The organism is Metabacillus crassostreae, assembly GCF_016908395.1.
GTDB lineage: Bacteria > Bacillota > Bacilli > Bacillales > Bacillaceae > Metabacillus > Metabacillus crassostreae.
The window spans coordinates 629,986-650,353 of record NZ_JAFBDU010000001.1 but is presented as its reverse complement, the minus strand read 5'-3'; the positions used below and the strand labels follow the sequence as shown (position 1 = coordinate 650,353).

Sequence of the window (20,368 nt, the reverse complement as noted above, 5' to 3'; positions counted from 1 at the left end):
CTTAATAGCGTAAGTTGTAAAGAGTGAAATTTTCAATTATAGAAATTTAACTAGTATGTAGCTGACGTATTTTTTCTTATATAGAGTTTCTTACTACCTGTGAAATTTTTAGAGTCCTACTCAGATCAAGGATCAATCTAACATCTGCATTAGTTTATTCACAGCTATTTTTTATAGGATTAATTATTTAAACGCTAAAATAATTAATCCAAGTCTTTTTGCATATAAACACAATTGATAACACCCTCATTTAGATTTTCAAATAACTATAGTGCTGATTCTTAGGTAAGCTATTTATTTCTGGGATGGTGTTTTAAATAAATAAAAACCTTAGTTATAGTAATTGCCATCACTAAGATGGCTAGATAATTAAGAAAAAGATAAAAGTAGTTCATTCCATTATCTAATTGAATTAATTTCCATGCTGCCATAACAGGTTTGAATAAAAACGAGAAAAAAGCACTTGTTAATATACCATAGAGAAATACATTCTTATTATTATTAATACACCATTGATACACCAACATAAAGGTGACTGGAACAAGAGAAGCATCAAGCGCAAAATTAACTGGCATAATAGGTATAGCCTGAAATGGATAATATACATAGCCTGTTCTCATTGCAATGGCATCTGAATAGGTGAACCAAGTGTGTATGTTAAATCCATAAAATCCAATAAGGAAAACCTTTGTTCTATCGATCTTAAAGTATATAGTAACAAGAGGTACAATAAGAATTAGAATAATGACCCAGAATTGCCCTGTACCGAAATGTGAATAGTCCTTCCAATAATCTAACCACAAGGAAACAATCTTCTCTTGTAAATTCAAAATTTCCTCCAGTCTTTCTCCTTGCTCTTTTGTCATCAAGACAGATTCACTCCTAGGTTCTTTTCTTGTAGTATAGGTAAAACCAGTTAACATTATAATGACAGTTTTATTTATGTAAGAGGAATAAATCTTTCTATCTCTTGAATTAAGTACCAAATCAATAGTTGTTCTTTATATTAAATTAGCGCAATATTATGCAACCTCTTATTGTATGATTAATAATTATATGTCATAGAATTACGACTATAAATTTGCATCTTTATTCACATAAAATTATTTCTTTTGAACATTCTACTTTAGTAGGTGGTGAATTTTATGGACGAATTAGGAAAAGAAATTGATAAGCTTAGTAATCAATTAACTGATTTGAGAATAGAGCTATGGAGAGAGCATACTTTATTTACCTGGCAGTGGTGGATGTTAGTTGTAATTTGTTTTGTATTCCTTATCTTATTATTTGTCTTTGTAAAGAAAGAAAAAGCACTTTCAACTGTTGCCTTTATAGGTATTGTGTATATAATCAATAAAAATTTAGATGATGTTGCTACAGCCCTAGATTGGTATGATTATCGAATTCAATTAGAGCCTATTATACCAACAATGTTACCGGCAAATCTTTTTATAATCCCTATTGGTTTTGGTGTCTTATACGCAAGGTATGAACCTTGGAAATCTTTTTTAGTCTCTATCATCATTTTTGCGAGTCTTGTTTCGTTTATTGCATTACCACTTATGAAATTTGTTGAGATTTATATAGAAAAAAACTGGAATTCTATTCTTTCGTTTGTCAGTCTTTTAGCAATTACAATTATTAGCAAATTAATTATTGACTTTTTAAAATTTAAAAACGTCTAATACCAATCAAAGGTTTAGACGTTCTTTGGACTTGCCTTTAGTTTGGATACACAACTTAGCATTTTACAAGACTTACTATAGAAAACAGTTTAGTTCTTTTTATGATCGATGCTGATAATCACGTTCAATCCCTCTTTTCCAGCTTCGATCAATTTTTTCTCCACTTCTAAGCTTTACGACGGCTTCGCTAACTGTTTGATAATTTAATTGAGTGCCAATGTTGTCAGCATGATACTCAACTGCAAAGTCTTCATCAATTCCAAACGAAGCAGCAGTTGCGATCGCATCAATATTTGCTCCTAAAAAGATGAAATCCCATTCATATCTCTCTTTTTGGTGTTGTATCATTTCCTTGATCTTTTCAGAAGTAAATTCACGACAAGCATTTTCCATTCCATCAGTTGTAATGACAAATAGTACCTTATTGGCTCTTTCATCTTCTTTTGTGTATTTTTGTACATTTGCGATTTTTTGGATGGAAAAACCGATTGCATCTAATAATGCAGTTGTTCCTCCAACTTCATAATCACATTCTGTCAATGGAGAAATACCTCTTACGTTGATACGGTCATGTACAATTTCAATATGATGGTTGAATAATACAGTTGTGACAAATGCTTCTCCCTCAGCTTTTTTTTGCTTGTTTAACATTGAATTCATGCCACCAATTGTGTCTGTTTCAAGCCCAGCCATTGAACCGCTTTTGTCTAAAATAAAGACAATTTCTGTTACATCTTTCTTCATTCTTGTCATCTCCCACTTTATTTTTCTTAATGTAGAATACCAAGAATGGAAAAAGAAAAGGTCGCCTAGAAAGCGACATTTTAAGCACCTAATAAAGGTTGATCATATAAAAAGAGAACCTCATTTATTTCGTGAATATCGTACTTGCCATGTTCAATAAAGAATTCAATGATCACATCAAATTTACTACTTCGTGATAACGTATACCCTGCTGCAGATAGCAATTCATTTGTTTCTTCTTTAGACATTTCTAAAGCTATAGCTAAGGCAATGGCTGTTTTCTTTTTTGGTGAATATTCAGGCGTATTTCGTATTTTTGAAAACAAACGGCGATCAATATTTGCCCTTTTATAGGTATCAACATCTGTCATTCCTCTTTCATCAATAAGACGAAGCAGTCGTTCTGAAAATGATTCATCAAGCTCCTCCATTAAATCTACTAAACTATTTTCTAGTATTGGCTCATTTTGTTTTTCAAGATAATCATCCGAGATACTCTTTGACTCCTGCAATTGTTCCATTGAAAATTGTTTAAGTCGGCGATTAAATTGGAGCTCTGCTTCCTCAACATAATTTTCATCTATGTATTCATTAATAGATGTCACTAGCTTTTGACTTAAACTAAATGCCTCTTTATCAAAAACAACAAGATAAACAAGCATGTCATGTTGTAATATAAATTTGCTAATTGAGGAAACAGCAATTTGCAATGCCTCTTCTTTTGGATAACCATAAATACCTGTCGAAATGAGTGGGAAAGCTACTGACTCACATTTATATTTTTTAGCTAGCTCAAGAGAATAATAATATGAATTCTGCAAATGGTCAGCTTCATGATGAGCGCCATCCTTCCATATTGGTCCTGGTGTATGAATGATATATTTTGCAAACAAATTAAAGCCTTCTGTAATAACAGCTTGTCCTACCGAGCATCCACCAATTTCATCACAAGCACGTTTCAGCTCATTAACACCAGCTGCTTGAAAAATAGCACCACAAACACCTCCACCCATTGTTAATTCCGTATTTGCAGCATTTACAATTGCATCCACCTTCATCTTCGTAAGATCGTTGCGCACAATTTCTAGTGGCATGACTATGATCACCCTTTCTTAATGGGTTGCTTTTCTAGCTATATATAATTATTTCTATTTCGAACATGTTTTTCCCTTTAATTAAACAGTGGCTTTCGATAAGAGAACCTTAGCAAAACAAATAAATACGGATATTATTAGATTTGTCTTACATTATTTTTTAACATTGAATCTTTGATTATCATTGAAAAGCTGCTACAACACTTAAACAGCCACACATAGCAGTATCAAAAGGGGGTATTACGGTGTAATAAAATAACCCACCTATCGCCGTTATTAAGCTCTAGGGTGGGTTACTTTTGTTTCTAAGTGATTTGATTGAGAACACAAAACTCGCAAATTCTCATTGCTAGTTTTACTGTTTCTTGAATTTCATATAATATTCTTTAGGTAATCACATTTTATATATAAGGTTGCTTTGGATTATTAGAAATCCTGCGCATTTTGTTTATAATAATTGTAAACTCCAGATGAATTTATATGAATAGCTTTTACTTTATCCCCTATTAAGCCTGAATAGCTTCCACCTCTAGGTATCCTTTTCCCCATTGAGACTTTTATCCCAACCTCATCTAGTCTTTTAATAATCTTTTGTTGCTCACTCTGAAACAATTCGCTTCTATTCATCTTGTCATACATTGTTAGAACACCTCATTCATTTGTATTCCCAATGTATAGTTATGTTATTCCAAAAAAAAAAAGACCGTTTTAGGTCTTTTTTTAAACATTTAGAACGCGTTTTTTTCTTTCACTTCCAACAATTCCAGAATACTTTCCGTTCTTAGGTGATTTTTTTCCTGGCAACACTTTAATACCTGCACTTTGTAAACGACTCATTACCTCTGTTTGTTTACTTTCATGCTTATTTTTAGTTCCCATTCGAATCGCCTACCTTTTCTATAGTTCTATTATATACTTTTTCTAAATCAATTAAAAGACTCTCAAAGCCCTTACCTATACTAACCATTATGTTATCATACTCCCTATCATCTAGAACACTAGAATCTAAAGCTATTAAGAACAAAGTTTCTTCATTTCTAACCTTTACCAATCTAGTTAGATATTGTCTATTTAGTTTTTCATTATCTCTAGTATGTGTAAACGTATATAACGAATCGTTCATTAAAGCTCCTCTTAACAGGCCTGTTCGATAATCGTTTAAAAGAGAATCAAACTTTTCTTCTCCATTTCCTAATGATTCGATTCCTAATTGGTAATCCCTTTCTAGTATTTCAAGTCCAAGTACCATTAATGAACATAAGCAGGCATCTTCTTCATTCATAGAGGATCTTGATTTTTCACTTAACATACTATATGTATCTATTATAAAATTTAAAAGTGCATTTGGATCATCTTCTTCTAATAACATTTTTTTCGCGTCCCTAAATTCTCTTACGAACCTAGTCCTAGATTTATAGTACAACTGATGAATTGCATTTATATTTACATCTTCTACAACTGTTCCATCAACAAAATTCAATTTAAAAATTGTATTTCGGTTTAAATTTTGTTCAGAAAAATGATATAACTGTACAGCAATTACATATGGGTGTCTCTTTACAAATTGATCTAATAATTTTGATAAATTGTCTTGCAAACGATAACTACTTAATTCTGTATTTGCATAAACCAAAATTTCCATTTCAGATTCCAATTTTGCCCTTAAATCAATGATCTCCTCTTCTTTTTTATTGAGAGCAAATCTAAACAATATCACAAAGAATACTAAAGGCAATAATAACCAGATTATTGATATTTTACGTTCATCAATAAATGGCTCTAACCAGTTTTCATAAAATAGTTGTGCCTGATTCGAATTTTCTACCCATAAATCAAAAATTAGTATAAAGACTAAACTTATAATCAGATAAACATATTTCACTATGTCATCACCCTTTCTCTACTATATTAGCATATAATAGTTGTTAGATAACAATTATTCCCATTCTGATTTCCGCTAAATGATGAACATAGTTAAAAGGTTATCTTCAAGTAATAAATTGACTCAAGCATTCTATAATAGATTATTCATATATTATTTATTCTACATGAATCAAAAAAAAGGACCTATCCTCAATATCCAGAGGTAGGTACCTTTTCAATATTCCTAATAGAAACCCTGACTTTTTCTCATCAGATACTCTCCTGCTTCAATCCATCAATAATATTGTCTTTTTTGATTTTTGAAATAGAGTAAAACATTGCGAGTCCAACGATAATGAATATGATCACAATTGAGAAAGCTACACTCAGCCATGGCACAACAAAGCCGTATTCGAAGGTTTGTTTTAATCCTAAATACATTAAATACATGATAATACCGCTAATTGGAAGTCCATAGGTTAACGATTTTATTCCATAAAATATACTTTCGTAATTAATCATCTTGTTAAAGCCTTTTGGTGTCATACCTACTGAACGAAGCATAGCAAACTCACGTTTACGTAGCGATATGCTTGTAGAAATGGTATTAAAGATATTCGCAATTGAAATTAACGAAATCAACGTAATAAATCCGTATGTGAAGACTGACAACAGAAGGACCATTTGTTCTTGTTCTTGCCTTCTTTCATGTACATTAAAAATATCCACATTAGACAAATTCATTTCATCCAATACTTTTTGAGTTCCCAGCGGATCAGAGGAATTCATAAACAAAATTGGTTGCATTTCACTAAGCGTTTGTTTATTTGAACCAACAAGTTTGTTCAATGTTTCTTGTGGGACAATAATAGTAATTCCACCTAAACTAGCTTTCTGTATTCCGATTGGAGCTTGATTCGTTAACGCAGCAATCTCAACACTATTTAAAAACTCTCGATCTTCTGTGTCTGCATAATTTATAGCAAATAAATCTAGCTTTTGACCGATATCAGCATTAATTGTTTTTGTTTCAATAACTTTACCAGATTCAGCGTCTTCGTATTTTATCTCCTCAATAATAATTGCACTGTTTTGTTTAGATTGTTCTAATTTCTCACTATCTGCACCAATACTAGTTGCGTATTCTCGAAAACTGTCTTTATCCAATCCATATATTGATGCGAAATAAGGATATTTCCCATCAATAAGAGCTGAATCATCCTCTTTCACTAGTTCAAGGATTTCGTTTGAAGCGATATCTAAATCAACCATTGCATTTACAAGTACTTCATTAACCATTACCGATTCTGTTACATAATCAACCTTTGTTAGTGGTTCTAGCTCCTTTAAACCATTTTCTGATCCATAGCCATAGACTTGGATATCAGAGGTAATATCACCTTGAGAAAGATCTAGTGATTTCTTAATATTTTCTGTGAAAAATGATACAGCTAAGAAAAGGACAATGCTAATAACCAAAGAAAAAACGGTTGCTTGATATCTTCGCTTGTTTCTTTTTAAGTTCTTAAGACCTATTTCAGCTTCGATACCGAATAATTTGCGTACAAATCTTGACGTTTTCACTGCTTTACCTGTTAATTTTATATCCTGTGTTTGACGAAGAGCATCAATTGCTGACACCTTTGAAGCTTTTTTTGCTGGATAAAAAGTTGAGATAAAAATAGTTACAACGGAAACAACAGATGCAACAAGTATCGAACCAGGTGTGACAATTACCTGTAATTTTTCATCTATATTTAGTGCTCCCGATAAATAAGAGTTAATAAAGGAGAATGTAACAGCTATACCACCAATCCCTGAAATCAAACCAATAGGAATACTTATAGCACCAATAACTACACCTTCAAAAAAGACAGAATTTCTCTTTTGTTTTTTAGTAGCACCAACACTCGCAAGCATCCCTAAATGTCTAGAACGTTCTGACACACTAATTGCAAATGCATTATAAATTAACGCTACAGAACCAACAATAATAACAGCCATAATTATTCCTAAAAGTGAGAATAATGTCACTCGTAAATTATCGTTTTTCGTTACTCCATAGTAACGAAGTAATTCGGTATTATACCCAATTGATTCTATGTTCTGTTTTTCAGCAAATTCTTTTGTAGATTCAAAGATTGAGCCCTTAACCTTCTTTAATACAACAATTGCATTTGCTTTTTCAGCATTACTTACTAAGCTTTTATCAATATAGCTTATAATTGTGTAGCCAGGTGCCCATGAATATTCCCATGGTGGACGTTTTATTGTACCAACGATCGTAAGGGTTTTTGTTGACGTTATCTTGAGTTCTTCCGCTACCCCATCCTCATTCTTAATCAATCCATTCGTTTGATCAAGTCCTGCTTCTCCACCGTTACCAACACGGTTTCCTATATCAAGTGTAAGCTGATCACCAACTTTATACTTAACGCCTGCATTATTTTCAATTTCCTCAGAAATGATCACTTCGTTTTCAGCTTGTGGTAAACGTCCTTCTGATAACTCAATGGGAAACTGTTCAAATGCTGTTGGATCATATTCCTTTACAAATAAATAGGGCTTATTTAGATTTTTAGAATTTGGTAGGTGTGCATAACCCAAGTCTCTACTTAGCATGACCTTTTCGGTTGCTTTATCACGTTCGATTGCTTCAATTTGCTCAGCATTCACATTTTTATAATTAACATGCCATTCACCATTTTGTGAGATATCTTCGCGAATCATTAAGTTTAAAAACGATACACCAAGAGTGGCAACGGCTGTGATCATCGCAACAGAAATGATCACACCAATAATGGTTACAAGTGTTCTCCGTTTATTTTCCTTAAGATGACGTATTGTTAATTTGTTGATTATGTTCATGAACGAATCACCTCATCCTTGGCAATCCTTCCATCTTCAATTGAAATAACGCGATCAGCTTGCAGTGCAATCCGTTCATCATGAGTAATCACAATTAATGTTTGGTTATACGTTTTATTAAACATTTTTAAAAGTTCAAGTATTTCATCACTGTTTTTACTATCTAAATTTCCAGTCGGTTCATCTGCTAACATAATGGCGGGATTACTGATTAAAGCACGTCCTATTGAAACCCTTTGCTGCTGACCACCTGAAAGCTGATTTGGTAAATGATTTGTCCGCTTTTCTAAACCTAAGGTTCTAATAATGTTTTTCAAATGTTCGGGCTCTACCTTGTGCTCATCAAGCAGCATTGGCAGGGTAATATTCTCTTCCACTGTTAATATTGGAATCAAATTATAAAACTGATAAATAAGTCCGATTTGTCTTCTTCTGAAAATAGCTAACTGAGTTTCATTCAGCTTGTAAATATCTGTATTATCAATTAATACCTTTCCGCTAGTTGGTCGGTCAACACCTCCAAGTAGATGAAGTAGAGTAGACTTTCCTGATCCTGATGGCCCAATAATCGCGACAAACTCTCCCTTTTTCACTGAAAATGATACATTATCAAGTGCTTTTACCGCTGTTTCCCCTTTGCCATATACTTTAGACAGATTTTCAATTTGTAAAATATTCATCGATAAATTCCTCCATGTTTTTCATTCTACTGTTAGTATATCTGCCTAAAATGACATTAAAGTGACTAGCTAAGTGACATTTTAGTCACATTAAGATAGATAGTATGGAAGCAGAGGATCGACCTACTAAATGACTTGTTTATAAAACTTAATGATAAACTCAGTTCCTTCTCCAAGAACGCTTTTAACTTCTATATCACCTTGCTGACTTTTGATAATACTATAAGCCATTGCAAGTCCAATACCGACACTATCTTCACCTGCATTTTCCCCTTTGTAAAACCGTTTAAATATATAAGGTAGATCTTCCTTTGCTATTCCTCCGCCATTATCAGAAACGATCAATTCTGTAAATAAAGCATTTTCTGAAAACGTTAAAGATACCGTGCCACCCTCTTTGGTATGCTCTACACAGTTTTTTAATATATTTATAATAGCTTCAGCTGTCCAGTTAAAATCACCACTAAATGACACTTCTTGATCACCATTCATTTTAAGAGTTTGCTGCTTAATATCCATAGGCACTAAAACAGGCTGAATCGCACGCTCGAGTAATTGGCAAACCAAAATAGGTTCCTTTTTAAACAATACCGTTCCAGCGTCAATTTTTGAGAGCTTTAATAAAGAAGTGACAAGCCACTCAATTCGTTCTAGCTGTACTCGAATATTGTTCGTGAATTCCTGTCGTTTTTCTTCAGCAAGCTTTACATCACCTAAAAGATCAGCCATCACCATCATCGAAGTTAAAGGTGTTTTCAGTTGATGAGAGATATCTGAAATGGCATTCGTTAGCTTTATCTTATCTTCTTGTAATAAAGAGTGATGCTCTGATAGCATTAAGGTCACCTTGTAGATATCACTTTTTAAAATACTAAGCTCACCTTCATAATTATCTCTAACATCTAAGGTATAATCACCCCTTGAAATTCGACGTAAATAACTCGACAGCTCCTCGATTTCTCGGTATCTCCATTTTGTAAAAATAAGAAAACTACAAATTAGCAAAATTGCTGTTAGTAAAACAACAACTCCTGCTTCTATGGAAATAAAGAAAAAAGAAGCTAGTGCTACTAACAATGAGATGATTAGTAAACACAGTAGAAAAACTTGTATTTCTTTATTTCGAAACAACCTAATCACCCACCTTGTAGCCCATGCCCCGCATCGTTTTTATTAATGATGGACTTTGAGGATCGTCCTCTAGCTTTTCTCGTAATCTTTTTATGTAAACTGTTAATGTATTATCATTCACGAAATCACCTGCAACATCCCAGATTCGATCAAGTAATTGTGTTCTTGTAAGAACTTGACCAACATGATTAGCAAAAATCAATAAAAGTCGATACTCCAACGCAGTAAGTAGCACTTCTTCCCCATTTTTATAAACCTTGCCTTCTAGGGTATTGATACGAATGCTTTGGATTTCAATAATATTTTTCACTTGAGTTGTTGCTTGCTTATGATACCTGCGTAGCACGGACTTGATTCTAGAAAGTAGCTCACGAACACGAAAAGGCTTCGTAATATAATCATCCGCTCCCATATCAAGCCCCATCACCACATTTACTTCATCATCCAAAGCAGTTAAAAAGATAACAGGCTTATCTGATACTTTTTTCACTAACTCACATAGCTCATAGCCACTTCCATCTGGTAAAGACAAATCAAACAAGCACAAATCCAACTCATTTAATTGTTCCTTAATAACCTTCTTTGCTTCTTCCACATTGTAGCAAACAACCGTTTCATACTCTTCCTGCTTTAATGAATAATCAAGTCCCATTGCAATCGTCTTATCATCCTCGACAAGTAATATTTTCATCTATAGCACCTTATTCTTGTTTTTTTTACAATACTTCTATTTATTATAGTACCAGATCTTCACATTTAGATAGAAGTAAGTGCATATAATTTTTGATTAGACCTACATGTTTATTTCATCTTTTTGACTATGTAATTTGGCGAAAATTGTCGTTTGATCGTTTATTCCGAAAAGTTGAATGAATAGGTGCAAAAGTTGAATGATTAATGCACAAAGTTGAATGAATAATGCCCAAAGATGAATGATTATTCTGTTCACGGTTGCATAAATTGTAAAAAATTTACTTTTTTACACCGAATTAGTTCTGTTTTGTATACAAAAATCATATTACGATAAATGTTCAATCCAAAAAAGGAATAACCTTCAAAGATTATCCCAATCACTTAGTTTATAAGACTTATTTTCTTAAATTCGTCGAGTTTTTGTCATAAACCTTGAACTACATTCTGCATAATCATTTTCGCTGTGTGTTAATCATTGACAGCCATGCGACTAAGGGGCCCATTTTCATCAATTAGTTCCTGTATGTCATAGACAGAAATAGGGAACATTGGGAAACCAAAAACATATGGAGTGATTTCGTATAATTGAAAGTAAATAACAATAGTCTTATCGGCAATATAAAAGTCTTGATTAGGTTTGATCGTATTGAATTCGTGAAGCAGTGGGATATCTCGTTGTTTCATTTGCATCTTAATTATCTCTGAAAGCTTTTTCATATAATCCACTTCAGGTTTAAATAAGTGACGGAGTTGGCACTGTTTCCCTTTTTTCAGATCAAAGGTTAATGATCTTAAATAGGTCATGCCATGAGCAGCTTGATCGTGGTACGTATAATTAGAAAATGTTAAACTCAATACTTGCCTTTGATTATTTTTGATTTCATAGAAACCTAGCATTTCCTTCACTGTTGTTGGCATATTACCTACTTGCTCGTTTATAAGTTTTTGAGTTTCATATACAATTGCAGTATTAATTAGCCTTTGCATTTGCTGATTTGTCATCTGCATCACTTTTGGATAAAAAACTGTTTGTTTCGGTCCGCTGGTAATTTTTAATGATTTAATACTAACCGGTAACGTAATAGGCATTGTTATCCATCCTCTGTTTTTTACATATTGTATGCATAACATGCCTAAAGTTGTACGTTGAGAAAGGGGTGATACCTTACAATTAACCTCCCCCGGTCGATACTAATCTTAATCCAGTTGAAACTGATACTTTTTTTCACCTTTTTTTGTGAGGTAGATGAGTATGGTCTTTTTAAGTATGTTTTTTCTAAGGCTGTTTTCGTAAACTTTGTGCTTTAAGATAAGAAAACCGCTCCTTCCTTTGGGATATGTGTGAGTTTTGGTTACTTCAAAATACCAAATGGAACGATTTTGTTGTTTTTGCACAAAAAGAGGTGCCCCAAACGTTAAACTTCTTACTATAAATCCACGAAAATTAAGTCTGTTTCCTATAACCTTGGAAACAGACTTTCATATCATTATCTACCTAGTTTAATATCAATCTCGGTTGTATCTACATACTCTCTAAATAAATCTTTCAGTTTATTTTTGGCTTGCATTTTAATTTCATCATCTACATATAAAGCTATTTGAACTAGTGCAAATAATACAACACTTAAGTCATCAGCATAACCTACACCAATTGCTAAGTCGGGTATAATATCTAGAGGTAAAATAAAGTAACCTAAAGCCCCAACAATGGTTGCTTTAACTTTTAATGGTACATCTGGTTTTTGAAGTGTGTAATAAAGTAATAGAACGGCATAGACTAAAGAAGTTCCAGCTCTTTTAGAAAATCTTTGAACCTTCCTCCAAAACTTTTCCTCTGAGAAATGCTCCTTGTGTTGGTTTATATCTTCAGAACTTAGTTTTTCTGCTTCCTCTTTTAAATCAGCAACTAGTTCTTCTTCCAATTCTATTTTTTCGACTTCATTAGAAGAAGACAATTCGTCAAGCTCTGTTTTCTTCTTAAATAAATTCCTTAACATGAAAATCACTCCAATGATTAGTAGATTACATATACATTTTACCCTATTATCCATTTACCATCTTTTTGGACACTAGTATATTAAATAAATAGGTTTCTTTGCGACAGCTAATAGATTAGAGTTGAAGGTCTAGCCCTTTAAACTAGTATAAACACATTCTTAACTTGGTGACCAATATAAAAACCTAAGAAGTGGTGGGTATTTTCTTTGGTTGAAATCTAGTACACCCACTCTAATAGCAAAGAGTCCAAAAATATTTGGTTAATGATTGTCGTTTCCTAAAATAAGTAGAATTTGACAAACCTCTATAGCTCTCCGAATAACGGCCTGTCCCAAATGATATAAGCAGGCTGTCCTGTTAGTTAAACTTGACATTTTACAGCATATCCATCACTCTTAAAAAATTCCTTTAACACTTTTTCTGCATTTTTCTCTGCAGTATCTAGTAAACCACTAGAGATGGCTCCTTGACGAATTTTCTCTTGAGCTTCAGCCGCCAACTCAAACCCCTCATCCATTTTAAGATCAGCACGGAAAAAACCATTTTTGTCCAAGGCTTCTATTTTATCCATCTGTACTGATGGTTCCTGGATAATCTCTGCATGAGGAAGAGTAAAATCTATTTCTTTTGTTTTTTCATTAATATCCATGTCATTAGAAGTAATCCCTTTCAAATCAACACCGGCAATAACCGTCGCAGGTACAACTAATAAAACTAATAGCTGCAGCCCAAAAAAAAAATACATGATAAAAAACAGTTGCCGTCTAATAAGGGCAACTGTTCGTATTTGTTGTCTTGATCAAGTTCATTTACTTTTTATCCTCTCAAGGACCTACTCAATAAAATATAGTGTGATGTAAACCTAAAACCAACTATACATAGAAGATGGAACCAACTCTATTGGATTTTAAAATGGACAAAAACTTTTCATCTTCATTACTTATGCTGTTTCTTCTTTATGCATTCATTTTTCCTGCTCTTTTAGAACACCATCCAAGGACAAAGGATCGTACAAGCGGAATTGCGATTAGAAAGTTCTTTTTCAATGTGATCCCTTAAAAGTATGTTATTTTTCAGATGAGTTTATCAAATTTCCAACCAAAACATAACGTTCTGGTGCATCGCCAATGTACGTAAATGGGTAACAGGTCGTTAAAGTTAAAGTAGCTTCAGGCTTTGGGACAATGACGGTTTTATCCTCTGCGTCGACAATCCTGACCTTTTCTATTCGGTAGGTGTATATTCCTTTGGCAGTTTCAACCTTAATCACATCATTTTCTCCGACTTCTTTCAGGTTTCTGAATACAGTGTCCCGATGCCCTGAAATAACCGTGTTATTGTCTTCACCAGGCATAACACTGTTGGAATAATGTCCAGCACCTTTTCCAAGCTCTTCTTCATTTGTACCTTCATATATCGGAACAGACATGTCGAGCTTTGGGATGGATATTTCCCCGATCTTTTCGCCTTCATCAGGTTTATCGGTATTCGTGCTTCCTTCATTTTCATCCATTTCTTGTTCCATGTTCCTGATACTAACACCGTCATTACCATTCTCGACAGCCATGACTCCTTTTGCCCAGCTATATGCGTGGGTGGCTGCCAAATATACGCCAGAAATGATGAGGAAAAAGGCAATAGCGGGAATAATCCATTCCCGCTTACCATTATTTTTCCCTTTATCCATTACCGATCACCAAAGTGTTTACGCGCTCTCAAGGTAATGCCTCCAAGCATGAATAATCCAACTCCAAGAAAAACATAGGCAAGGGAATTTGTAGCTGTATCTGGCATTTCACCGCCCTTTTCAGTTGCTGCTTCTTCCGGCTGATCACTATTATAGTAATCAAGCGATTCTCTCAAGTCGTTCAGGAAGTAATAATCATCTGGACGTTCTCCGTACTCTGCCAATAATACTTCGTACTCTTCAGGAGTCAAGCCGTATTCTTCTATTAACTCAAGTTCATTTTCGTCGGTAATTAGCGGACCTACCTGAGCTACCAGGTCTTCAAATAAAGTGTAATCATTCAAGTCTGTTTCATAATTATCAGCTAAATACTGGTTGAATTCATCAACCGTCCACCCAAGTGGTACTAAGTACGTTTCCTCTAACTGTGCCTCGTCAAGTGTTTCTGATTCAGCGGGTTCGTTTGGTCCATTGTCATTAGAGTTATCGGAAGTATTGTCTTCGTTATTGTTTTCTGAAGCAACATCTCCATTATTATTGGTTGAATCATTTTCATTAACGGTTCCTCCCTCATCCAATGATTTCACCAAATCGCCAACAAAGTGTATATTATCCCTGTTGTCATATTCTTCTAAGAAAGCTACCAGCTGATTTGTATCCATATTGTATCTTTCAATGATGTCCAATATATTTTGATCAAGATTTCCGTCAGCCAGCTGATTAACATCTATTGGTTCCCCGATGTCTGCTTTCAGTTCATCCATGTTATCATAATCATTTAACTGAGATCCGTAATTTTCCTCTAGATAGTTATTCCAGTCCACCTCTGTCCAGGACGTCACCGCCGGGTATTGCTCTTTTACCTCTTTATATTCCACTGCACCCGCAGATAGCGGGGCAAAAACTAATGTTGATACAACTGCAAATGGTATTACTTTTTTTTTCATGTTTAGCCTCCTTTGATTTCTATTTTCATTAGATCATGAAAGGTTATTTATTCACTTTTAAAAATAACAGCGCCTCTAATTCAAAAGGCACTGGTTTATTTACAAACAAAATTACTAGAGGATTATTTTCCGTTTACTTTTTCAGAAGATTCTTCATCAAGATCTGGGTCCTCTTCTTCATTCGTTCCAGTTTCATTAGATTCTGATTCTAATTTATTTTGTTCTACATCAACCACTTCATCCTTCAGTATTAGGTTCATCTGTATCCTCTTGTGCCCTTCTGCACAACCTCCCAAAATCAATTCAGCTTCTAAAGGTAATGCTAATAGTTTTTCATAGATGATTTCACTCCTTGTAATTAGTCTTGAAAACTATTGCTTTAGCCTATATAAAACTATTACCCGACACAAAATGCTATAAACGTATTCTTTTATTCTAGGCTTTTGTCAATATAAAAACTGTAATTTCCGGAGGTGTATTGATTTTAAGTGGAAGATCACCGAAACCAATCCCCCTATTTACATATTGATGGTTCCCCTTCGCCCAAAGTTTTCAATCCACCCATCTACCGTTGCTTTGTCTTTTGCTACTAGGCTTTTACATAACCACTCTGGCGCAAACGAACTCTAAATTGTCCTCCGTATGTATGAGCGCTACTGCAAGCGGTGCTAAATTCACCGGTAGCTTTGCGTATGATTCTGGATGGTGCAATCAGTTCTCCATACTCCATTTATGGTTGAAAAAACCCTTTATTTTCAAATAGGGCGTTTGGTTGAGGGGGAGAAAACCTAATTTAACATGTTAATTAACACTGGTTTTAGTAAATCAGGAATACAAAAAAAGGATCAGATTTTAATCTGATCCTTTTTTTGTATTAACAGTCATCTTAAAATAAGGCACACCGCTAGTTTAACTGAATTCCTTCACATTTCCTCGTGAATTACATAAAAAATAACATCACAGCCTTTATCTATCCGAAGCAATCATGTTTTGTTCTACTATTATTATAAAAATAAATTATTCTTTGTAACATTATTTCATCACTCAAACTACAGAAATTTGTTTATTCAACACTAGCATTCGTTAGCTGAATAAGGAACTTTAAGAGCCTGACCGTTAGTGAAAAAACAACTTTTGCATGAAACAATTGCTAACCATTTGTTGAATAACAATTAACCTTAAAGCATTTTTAAATATGGTATTTCTTTCTCATCTAAAATTGCAATATATACTGGTCCATCTGTTTTCTCTAAGATTACTAGAAGATAAAATTGAGTAAATAAAATAATGTAGCAAGTATGATTTAAACTTTAATTAACACTTTACCTTCATAATGACGGCTTTCAACTAATTTGTGTGCATTAGCTACATCACTTAAATTGAATACTTTTGCAATAGGGAGAGTCAATTGCTTTGAAGCAAACAGATTTAAAACCTGTTCTGCAACAGGTGCTAATCGCTCTGGATGATGTTTTCTAGTTGTACCTAAGCTAAAACCTTTAATATTTCTACAGCTACTATGCACATCACTTGTTTTAAAACAACCAGGTTGTCCACTGCTATTGCCAAATTGCACGAGCGTACCATACAAAGCTAAACACTCTAAGCTCTTATTAGTCACATCACCAGCAACGGAATCAAAGATAATATTTGCTCCCAAGTTATCTGTTTGCTTTAAAACTTCCTCTACAAATGTATCGTAGGAACAAACGATATCTGCTCCTAAATTCTTCACATAATTTTCTTTATTTAGATTTCCAACTGTTCCTATAATTTTTTGAACGCCGAGTAGTTTGGCTAGTTGGACGAGCATTGAACCTACTCCACCAGCTGCACTATGAATAACAATAGTATCTGATTTTCGAACTTGTCCAATTTCATAAAATAATATATAAGATAATATCGAAACCGTAGGCATTGTTGCAGCTTTTTCATATGTTAGAGTATCTGGAATTTTAAATACTAGTCGCTCATTTGCTACAACTTTTTCTGCATAGGAGCCTGCTTTAGGGAAAGCTATTACTCTATCACCTTTTGCAAAGTTTGATTTAGGAGAGACCTCTTCTATAGTCCCCACTACATCCAGTCCGAGGGTTAAAGGAAAATCACCTTTACCTTTATTTCCTTTTCGTTTTTTTATATCTGCATAGTTAACACTGGTATAAGCCACTTTTATTAATACTTCATTTTCATCTATTTTCGGCAAATCAACATCTGTGTATGTAAGAACACTAGTATCTCCAAATTCATTTTGAATGACAGCTTTCATTTTCTCTCTCCTACCTAATTAATATATTTAATAGCTATATATTTTTGATGACAACTATATGTCTATACATACCATTAAATATTACTGGAGTGTCTTCTTGTATAAAAATAGTTTCTTTATTATTCTCATACAATCTCTCAAAACTTACACCAATATCAGTACCTAACAACTTGACTAATGGTCTAAACGTTTTCTTCAAAACAGAAAGCTTCATTCCTTTAGGTGAAAATTTATCAAAAATAATCATCTTTCCATTCGGTTTTAAAACCCTTATCATTTCTTTAATACATTTATCTGCGTCAGGCACCACAGATAAAACAAGACTTCCTATAACAACATCAAATTGATTTTCATTAAAATTCATATTTTGAGCGTCCATTTTCAAAAAATGAATTGAGGAATTTTCAAATTTCAATTTTGCCTTTTCAAGCATTTCGTTCGAATAGTCTATTGCAGTAATAGTTAACTCCCTATGATTAATTAGTTCCAAATCAGCACCTGTACCAACACCCACGAATAGGATTTTTTGATTTGCAATAAACTTGTTTCCATGAAATATCTGTTTTCGAGCTTCTAAAAACACCCCAGAATTAAAAAACTTATCGTACACAGGAGACCAAATTTTATATATGATTTCATTCCAACGATTGCCCATTTTTCACCTCATTAAGGATGTATCTAATTCAAGATGACTTTTTCTATATTTTAACATTAATTTCCTTTTCATTAACATAAAAAGATGCATTCCTTTTTAAAGAAATGCACCCTATCGTTGAAGATTGGTTCGGCAGCTCCTACCTAGTAAACTATTCTAATCTTTCATATATAATTAAATAAATTGTGAAAAGTCTTTTTTATATCGAATAGCTAGATATATTCCTGATGCTAAGAATGCAAGAGAATATTTAAATAGGAAGAAAATTTGCCACATATATTCTTTCGGGAAAATTAAATCGCCAAAAATGATTGCACATAACATAATTAAGGCGCTTTTAAAATATATTTGATTTGTTCTTTCGTCAGCTTTACCCAATTTTCTTTGATATACGTATACAAGAATCGCTCCGACTAAAAGCAATAATAAACTGCTTCCAACTAGCATATTCCAATTTTCAGTTGATTTTTCTGCCCAGGTTTTTAAAGGATTAAAAAACATATTTGATATTTCTATAGATTTAATTCTCATTTTTATCAGATCCTTTCACATAAGTAAATATCTCCTTAACATCTACGTTGAAGAAATCAGCTATTCGAAAAGCTAATACAAGAGAAGGCGAATAATTATTTTTTTCCATAACAAAAATCGTTTGTTTTGAAACGCCAACAGCATCAGCCAACTCCTTTTGTGACATTCTTTTTAACACCCTGTGTTCATACACTTTGTTATTAATAAAATCTCCGAATTTCTCTTTCACTTCCAGCACCTTCCTTTTTACTTATAATGTTATAATAAATTATTATTATGTAAAAGTAAAGTAAACTTATACAAAAGACATAATTAGTTTTACTTTTGTAAAGTTTTCATTTTAATTTTCATTGCAATAAAAAAGGTTAGTATCTAAATTTTTTAGATACTAACCTTTTTTAATACGATCTTAAATTCCGCTACGATATTCGAATTCTTCTAAACTCACCTGACATAAGAAAAAGTCGTTGCTCTTATTGACACTCGCATCATTAAAGAACAAAGGTTGTTACTAATGTATAGAATTCCTAGCTCTATCAGATATAATTAGCTTGAATTTAATTTCTTTAAACCAGATTTAATTATCGTTTTTCACTAATTATTTAATTTAAAATTCATTATGCTTTTTCCTTTTATATCATTTCCTTCTTTCCATAAAAACTCTAAAGAATAATAAACACCAATATTCTCTTCATCAACTTTTAATCCTAACGTTGTATTAGTAATGCTTATACTTTCCTTTTCTATTATTTCATAATTCTCTGGATTTATTTGAAGTAAATTTATTTCAGTAGGATCTGGTTTCATGTTATGCCAATCAATATGTAATTCATCGCCTACTTCAACATCCCCAGAGTGAATATCGGGGTAATTATATGTTCTATTGTCTGTACAATCATTCCAACATACTTTGGAATAACTATTATCAAAGATAACACCAGGATCCCCAGTTGTCTGGATTTTTTTAATCGAAGGCATTTCCATAAGTGTGAACTCTGGAAGCTTGCCATCAGTTATTTTTGTGTGCTTACTTGTTTTTTCAATAACGATATTTGCTACATATTGAGCACTGTCTTCAGAATCAATAAATTTAACTTCTAATACATAAGTTCCTTCTTTAAGAGGGAATTGAAATTCTCTATTATCGTCCAATTCGATGTCGATTTGTTCACCATTTTTCCATAAAGTAGCTGTTAATGTTGGGTCGGACCAAATATCCCCACCATTTTCTTCTTTCTCTTTAAATTCCAAAGAAGCCTCTTGATTTGGGAAAACCCTAATCTCATCTTGTGTTAATCCTAATTTTTCGATATTATCTATTGTTTCTTCTACATCTCCACTATATGAACTCCAGCTAATATTTGCTTTTGTTAATTGTATTTGTTTATTTTGCAAACTATTTTCTAAATGTAAATGGGCAGTTGGAACACCAACATCATAATCCTCGCCAAAGGACCCTGTAAGAACAAAAATAAAAAGCATTCCTACAATTAATTTCAGACGTTTGTTCATAATGAGTAAAT

The 20,368-nt window shown here is 33.2% G+C and carries 22 protein-coding genes; 1 reads left to right on the top strand and 21 read right to left on the bottom strand.

Features of this window, described 5'->3' with window-relative positions; all coding sequences use genetic code 11:
• Nucleotides 1–290: 290 nt before the first annotated feature.
• Nucleotides 291–866, bottom strand: coding sequence for a CBO0543 family protein (locus tag JOC75_RS03645; RefSeq protein WP_204952743.1), 576 nt, complete (start codon nt 864–866; stop codon nt 291–293).
• A gap of 279 nt (nt 867–1,145) precedes the next feature.
• Between JOC75_RS03645 and JOC75_RS03640 the strand changes: the two genes are divergently transcribed.
• Nucleotides 1,146–1,685 (top strand): CBO0543 family protein, encoded by a 540-nt coding sequence (locus tag JOC75_RS03640; protein WP_204952742.1) that lies wholly within the window; start codon nt 1,146–1,148, stop codon nt 1,683–1,685.
• A 99-nt stretch (nt 1,686–1,784) separates the two neighbouring features.
• On the opposite strand, the gene JOC75_RS03635 is transcribed toward JOC75_RS03640, so the two are convergent.
• The 20 genes from JOC75_RS03635 to JOC75_RS03540 all read right to left on the bottom strand — a co-directional run bounded on the left by JOC75_RS03635 (nt 1,785) and on the right by JOC75_RS03540 (nt 20,357).
• Complete coding sequence (locus JOC75_RS03635; protein WP_204952741.1) at nt 1,785–2,429, bottom strand: vWA domain-containing protein; 645 nt, start codon at nt 2,427–2,429, stop codon at nt 1,785–1,787.
• Between the two features lie 80 nt (nt 2,430–2,509).
• Nucleotides 2,510–3,523, bottom strand: a complete 1,014-nt coding sequence (locus JOC75_RS03630; RefSeq protein WP_204952740.1) for a macro domain-containing protein — start codon at nt 3,521–3,523, stop codon at nt 2,510–2,512.
• A gap of 426 nt (nt 3,524–3,949) precedes the next feature.
• Nucleotides 3,950–4,162, bottom strand: coding sequence for a hypothetical protein (locus tag JOC75_RS03625; RefSeq protein WP_204952739.1), 213 nt, complete (start codon nt 4,160–4,162; stop codon nt 3,950–3,952).
• Between the two features lie 81 nt (nt 4,163–4,243).
• Nucleotides 4,244–4,402, bottom strand: a complete 159-nt coding sequence (locus JOC75_RS03620) for a hypothetical protein (RefSeq protein WP_204952738.1) — start codon at nt 4,400–4,402, stop codon at nt 4,244–4,246.
• The gene (locus JOC75_RS03615) at nt 4,392–5,405 is read right to left on the bottom strand and encodes a hypothetical protein (protein ID WP_204952737.1); all 1,014 of its coding nucleotides are present in this window, start codon (nt 5,403–5,405) and stop codon (nt 4,392–4,394) included. Before JOC75_RS03615 ends, JOC75_RS03620 begins: the two co-directional genes overlap by 11 nt.
• A gap of 251 nt (nt 5,406–5,656) precedes the next feature.
• On the bottom strand, nt 5,657–8,254 hold the full coding sequence (locus JOC75_RS03610) for an ABC transporter permease (protein WP_204952736.1): 2,598 nt from the start codon (nt 8,252–8,254) through the stop codon (nt 5,657–5,659).
• The gene (locus tag JOC75_RS03605) at nt 8,251–8,934 is read right to left on the bottom strand and encodes an ABC transporter ATP-binding protein (RefSeq protein WP_204952735.1); all 684 of its coding nucleotides are present in this window, start codon (nt 8,932–8,934) and stop codon (nt 8,251–8,253) included. Before JOC75_RS03605 ends, JOC75_RS03610 begins: the two co-directional genes overlap by 4 nt.
• Nucleotides 8,935–9,060: 126 nt before the next feature.
• On the bottom strand, nt 9,061–10,065 hold the full coding sequence (locus JOC75_RS03600; RefSeq protein ID WP_204952734.1) for a sensor histidine kinase: 1,005 nt from the start codon (nt 10,063–10,065) through the stop codon (nt 9,061–9,063).
• Between the two features lies 1 nt (nt 10,066).
• The gene (locus tag JOC75_RS03595) at nt 10,067–10,756 is read right to left on the bottom strand and encodes a response regulator transcription factor (RefSeq protein WP_204952733.1); all 690 of its coding nucleotides are present in this window, start codon (nt 10,754–10,756) and stop codon (nt 10,067–10,069) included.
• 470 nt (nt 10,757–11,226) lie between these two features.
• Nucleotides 11,227–11,847, bottom strand: coding sequence for a DUF3298 and DUF4163 domain-containing protein (locus JOC75_RS03590; RefSeq protein ID WP_204952732.1), 621 nt, complete (start codon nt 11,845–11,847; stop codon nt 11,227–11,229).
• A gap of 398 nt (nt 11,848–12,245) precedes the next feature.
• On the bottom strand, nt 12,246–12,755 hold the full coding sequence (locus tag JOC75_RS03585; RefSeq protein ID WP_204952731.1) for a YkvA family protein: 510 nt from the start codon (nt 12,753–12,755) through the stop codon (nt 12,246–12,248).
• Nucleotides 12,756–13,117: 362 nt separating this feature from the next.
• Complete coding sequence (locus tag JOC75_RS03580) at nt 13,118–13,501, bottom strand: DUF4230 domain-containing protein (RefSeq protein WP_204952730.1); 384 nt, start codon at nt 13,499–13,501, stop codon at nt 13,118–13,120.
• Between the two features lie 321 nt (nt 13,502–13,822).
• Complete coding sequence (locus tag JOC75_RS03575; RefSeq protein ID WP_204952729.1) at nt 13,823–14,443, bottom strand: class D sortase; 621 nt, start codon at nt 14,441–14,443, stop codon at nt 13,823–13,825.
• Nucleotides 14,443–15,390: a processed acidic surface protein gene (locus JOC75_RS03570; protein ID WP_204952728.1), complete on the bottom strand. Its 948-nt coding sequence runs from the start codon at nt 15,388–15,390 to the stop codon at nt 14,443–14,445. Before JOC75_RS03570 ends, JOC75_RS03575 begins: the two co-directional genes overlap by 1 nt.
• A gap of 122 nt (nt 15,391–15,512) precedes the next feature.
• Complete coding sequence (locus tag JOC75_RS03565; RefSeq protein ID WP_204952727.1) at nt 15,513–15,650, bottom strand: hypothetical protein; 138 nt, start codon at nt 15,648–15,650, stop codon at nt 15,513–15,515.
• A gap of 1,043 nt (nt 15,651–16,693) precedes the next feature.
• Nucleotides 16,694–17,659 carry a quinone oxidoreductase family protein gene (locus JOC75_RS03560; RefSeq protein WP_204952726.1) on the bottom strand — a complete coding sequence of 322 codons (966 nt, stop codon included), beginning with the start codon at nt 17,657–17,659 and terminating at the stop codon, nt 16,694–16,696.
• A 34-nt stretch (nt 17,660–17,693) separates the two neighbouring features.
• Nucleotides 17,694–18,314 carry a class I SAM-dependent methyltransferase gene (locus JOC75_RS03555; protein ID WP_204952725.1) on the bottom strand — a complete coding sequence of 207 codons (621 nt, stop codon included), beginning with the start codon at nt 18,312–18,314 and terminating at the stop codon, nt 17,694–17,696.
• A 174-nt stretch (nt 18,315–18,488) separates the two neighbouring features.
• Nucleotides 18,489–18,845, bottom strand: a complete 357-nt coding sequence (locus JOC75_RS03550; protein WP_204952724.1) for a DUF2178 domain-containing protein — start codon at nt 18,843–18,845, stop codon at nt 18,489–18,491.
• Nucleotides 18,835–19,074 carry a helix-turn-helix domain-containing protein gene (locus JOC75_RS03545; RefSeq protein ID WP_204952723.1) on the bottom strand — a complete coding sequence of 80 codons (240 nt, stop codon included), beginning with the start codon at nt 19,072–19,074 and terminating at the stop codon, nt 18,835–18,837. Before JOC75_RS03545 ends, JOC75_RS03550 begins: the two co-directional genes overlap by 11 nt.
• 365 nt (nt 19,075–19,439) lie before the next feature.
• Nucleotides 19,440–20,357 carry a hypothetical protein gene (locus JOC75_RS03540; protein ID WP_204952722.1) on the bottom strand — a complete coding sequence of 306 codons (918 nt, stop codon included), beginning with the start codon at nt 20,355–20,357 and terminating at the stop codon, nt 19,440–19,442.
• Nucleotides 20,358–20,368: the final 11 nt, after the last annotated feature.

Bases quoted from the DNA above. Each gene is read 5' to 3' on its own strand.
- JOC75_RS03645 (WP_204952743.1), bottom strand. From the start codon at position 866: ATGACAAAAGAGCAAGGAGAAAGACTGGAGGAAATTTTGAATTTACAA.
- JOC75_RS03560 (WP_204952726.1), bottom strand. From the start codon at position 17,659: ATGAAAGCTGTCATTCAAAATGAATTTGGAGATACTAGTGTTCTTACA.
- JOC75_RS03570 (WP_204952728.1), bottom strand. From the start codon at position 15,390: ATGAAAAAAAAAGTAATACCATTTGCAGTTGTATCAACATTAGTTTTT.
- JOC75_RS03540 (WP_204952722.1), bottom strand. From the start codon at position 20,357: ATGAACAAACGTCTGAAATTAATTGTAGGAATGCTTTTTATTTTTGTT.
- JOC75_RS03580 (WP_204952730.1), bottom strand. From the start codon at position 13,501: ATGTATTTTTTTTTTGGGCTGCAGCTATTAGTTTTATTAGTTGTACCT.
- JOC75_RS03630 (WP_204952740.1), bottom strand. From the start codon at position 3,523: ATGCCACTAGAAATTGTGCGCAACGATCTTACGAAGATGAAGGTGGAT.
- JOC75_RS03555 (WP_204952725.1), bottom strand. From the start codon at position 18,314: ATGGGCAATCGTTGGAATGAAATCATATATAAAATTTGGTCTCCTGTG.
- JOC75_RS03640 (WP_204952742.1), top strand. From the start codon at position 1,146: ATGGACGAATTAGGAAAAGAAATTGATAAGCTTAGTAATCAATTAACT.
- JOC75_RS03605 (WP_204952735.1), bottom strand. From the start codon at position 8,934: ATGAATATTTTACAAATTGAAAATCTGTCTAAAGTATATGGCAAAGGG.
- JOC75_RS03635 (WP_204952741.1), bottom strand. From the start codon at position 2,429: ATGAAGAAAGATGTAACAGAAATTGTCTTTATTTTAGACAAAAGCGGT.
- JOC75_RS03610 (WP_204952736.1), bottom strand. From the start codon at position 8,254: ATGAACATAATCAACAAATTAACAATACGTCATCTTAAGGAAAATAAA.
- JOC75_RS03590 (WP_204952732.1), bottom strand. From the start codon at position 11,847: ATGCCTATTACGTTACCGGTTAGTATTAAATCATTAAAAATTACCAGC.
- JOC75_RS03565 (WP_204952727.1), bottom strand. From the start codon at position 15,650: ATGAACCTAATACTGAAGGATGAAGTGGTTGATGTAGAACAAAATAAA.
- JOC75_RS03620 (WP_204952738.1), bottom strand. From the start codon at position 4,402: ATGGGAACTAAAAATAAGCATGAAAGTAAACAAACAGAGGTAATGAGT.
- JOC75_RS03575 (WP_204952729.1), bottom strand. From the start codon at position 14,443: ATGGATAAAGGGAAAAATAATGGTAAGCGGGAATGGATTATTCCCGCT.
- JOC75_RS03585 (WP_204952731.1), bottom strand. From the start codon at position 12,755: ATGTTAAGGAATTTATTTAAGAAGAAAACAGAGCTTGACGAATTGTCT.
- JOC75_RS03550 (WP_204952724.1), bottom strand. From the start codon at position 18,845: ATGAGAATTAAATCTATAGAAATATCAAATATGTTTTTTAATCCTTTA.
- JOC75_RS03595 (WP_204952733.1), bottom strand. From the start codon at position 10,756: ATGAAAATATTACTTGTCGAGGATGATAAGACGATTGCAATGGGACTT.
- JOC75_RS03625 (WP_204952739.1), bottom strand. From the start codon at position 4,162: ATGTATGACAAGATGAATAGAAGCGAATTGTTTCAGAGTGAGCAACAA.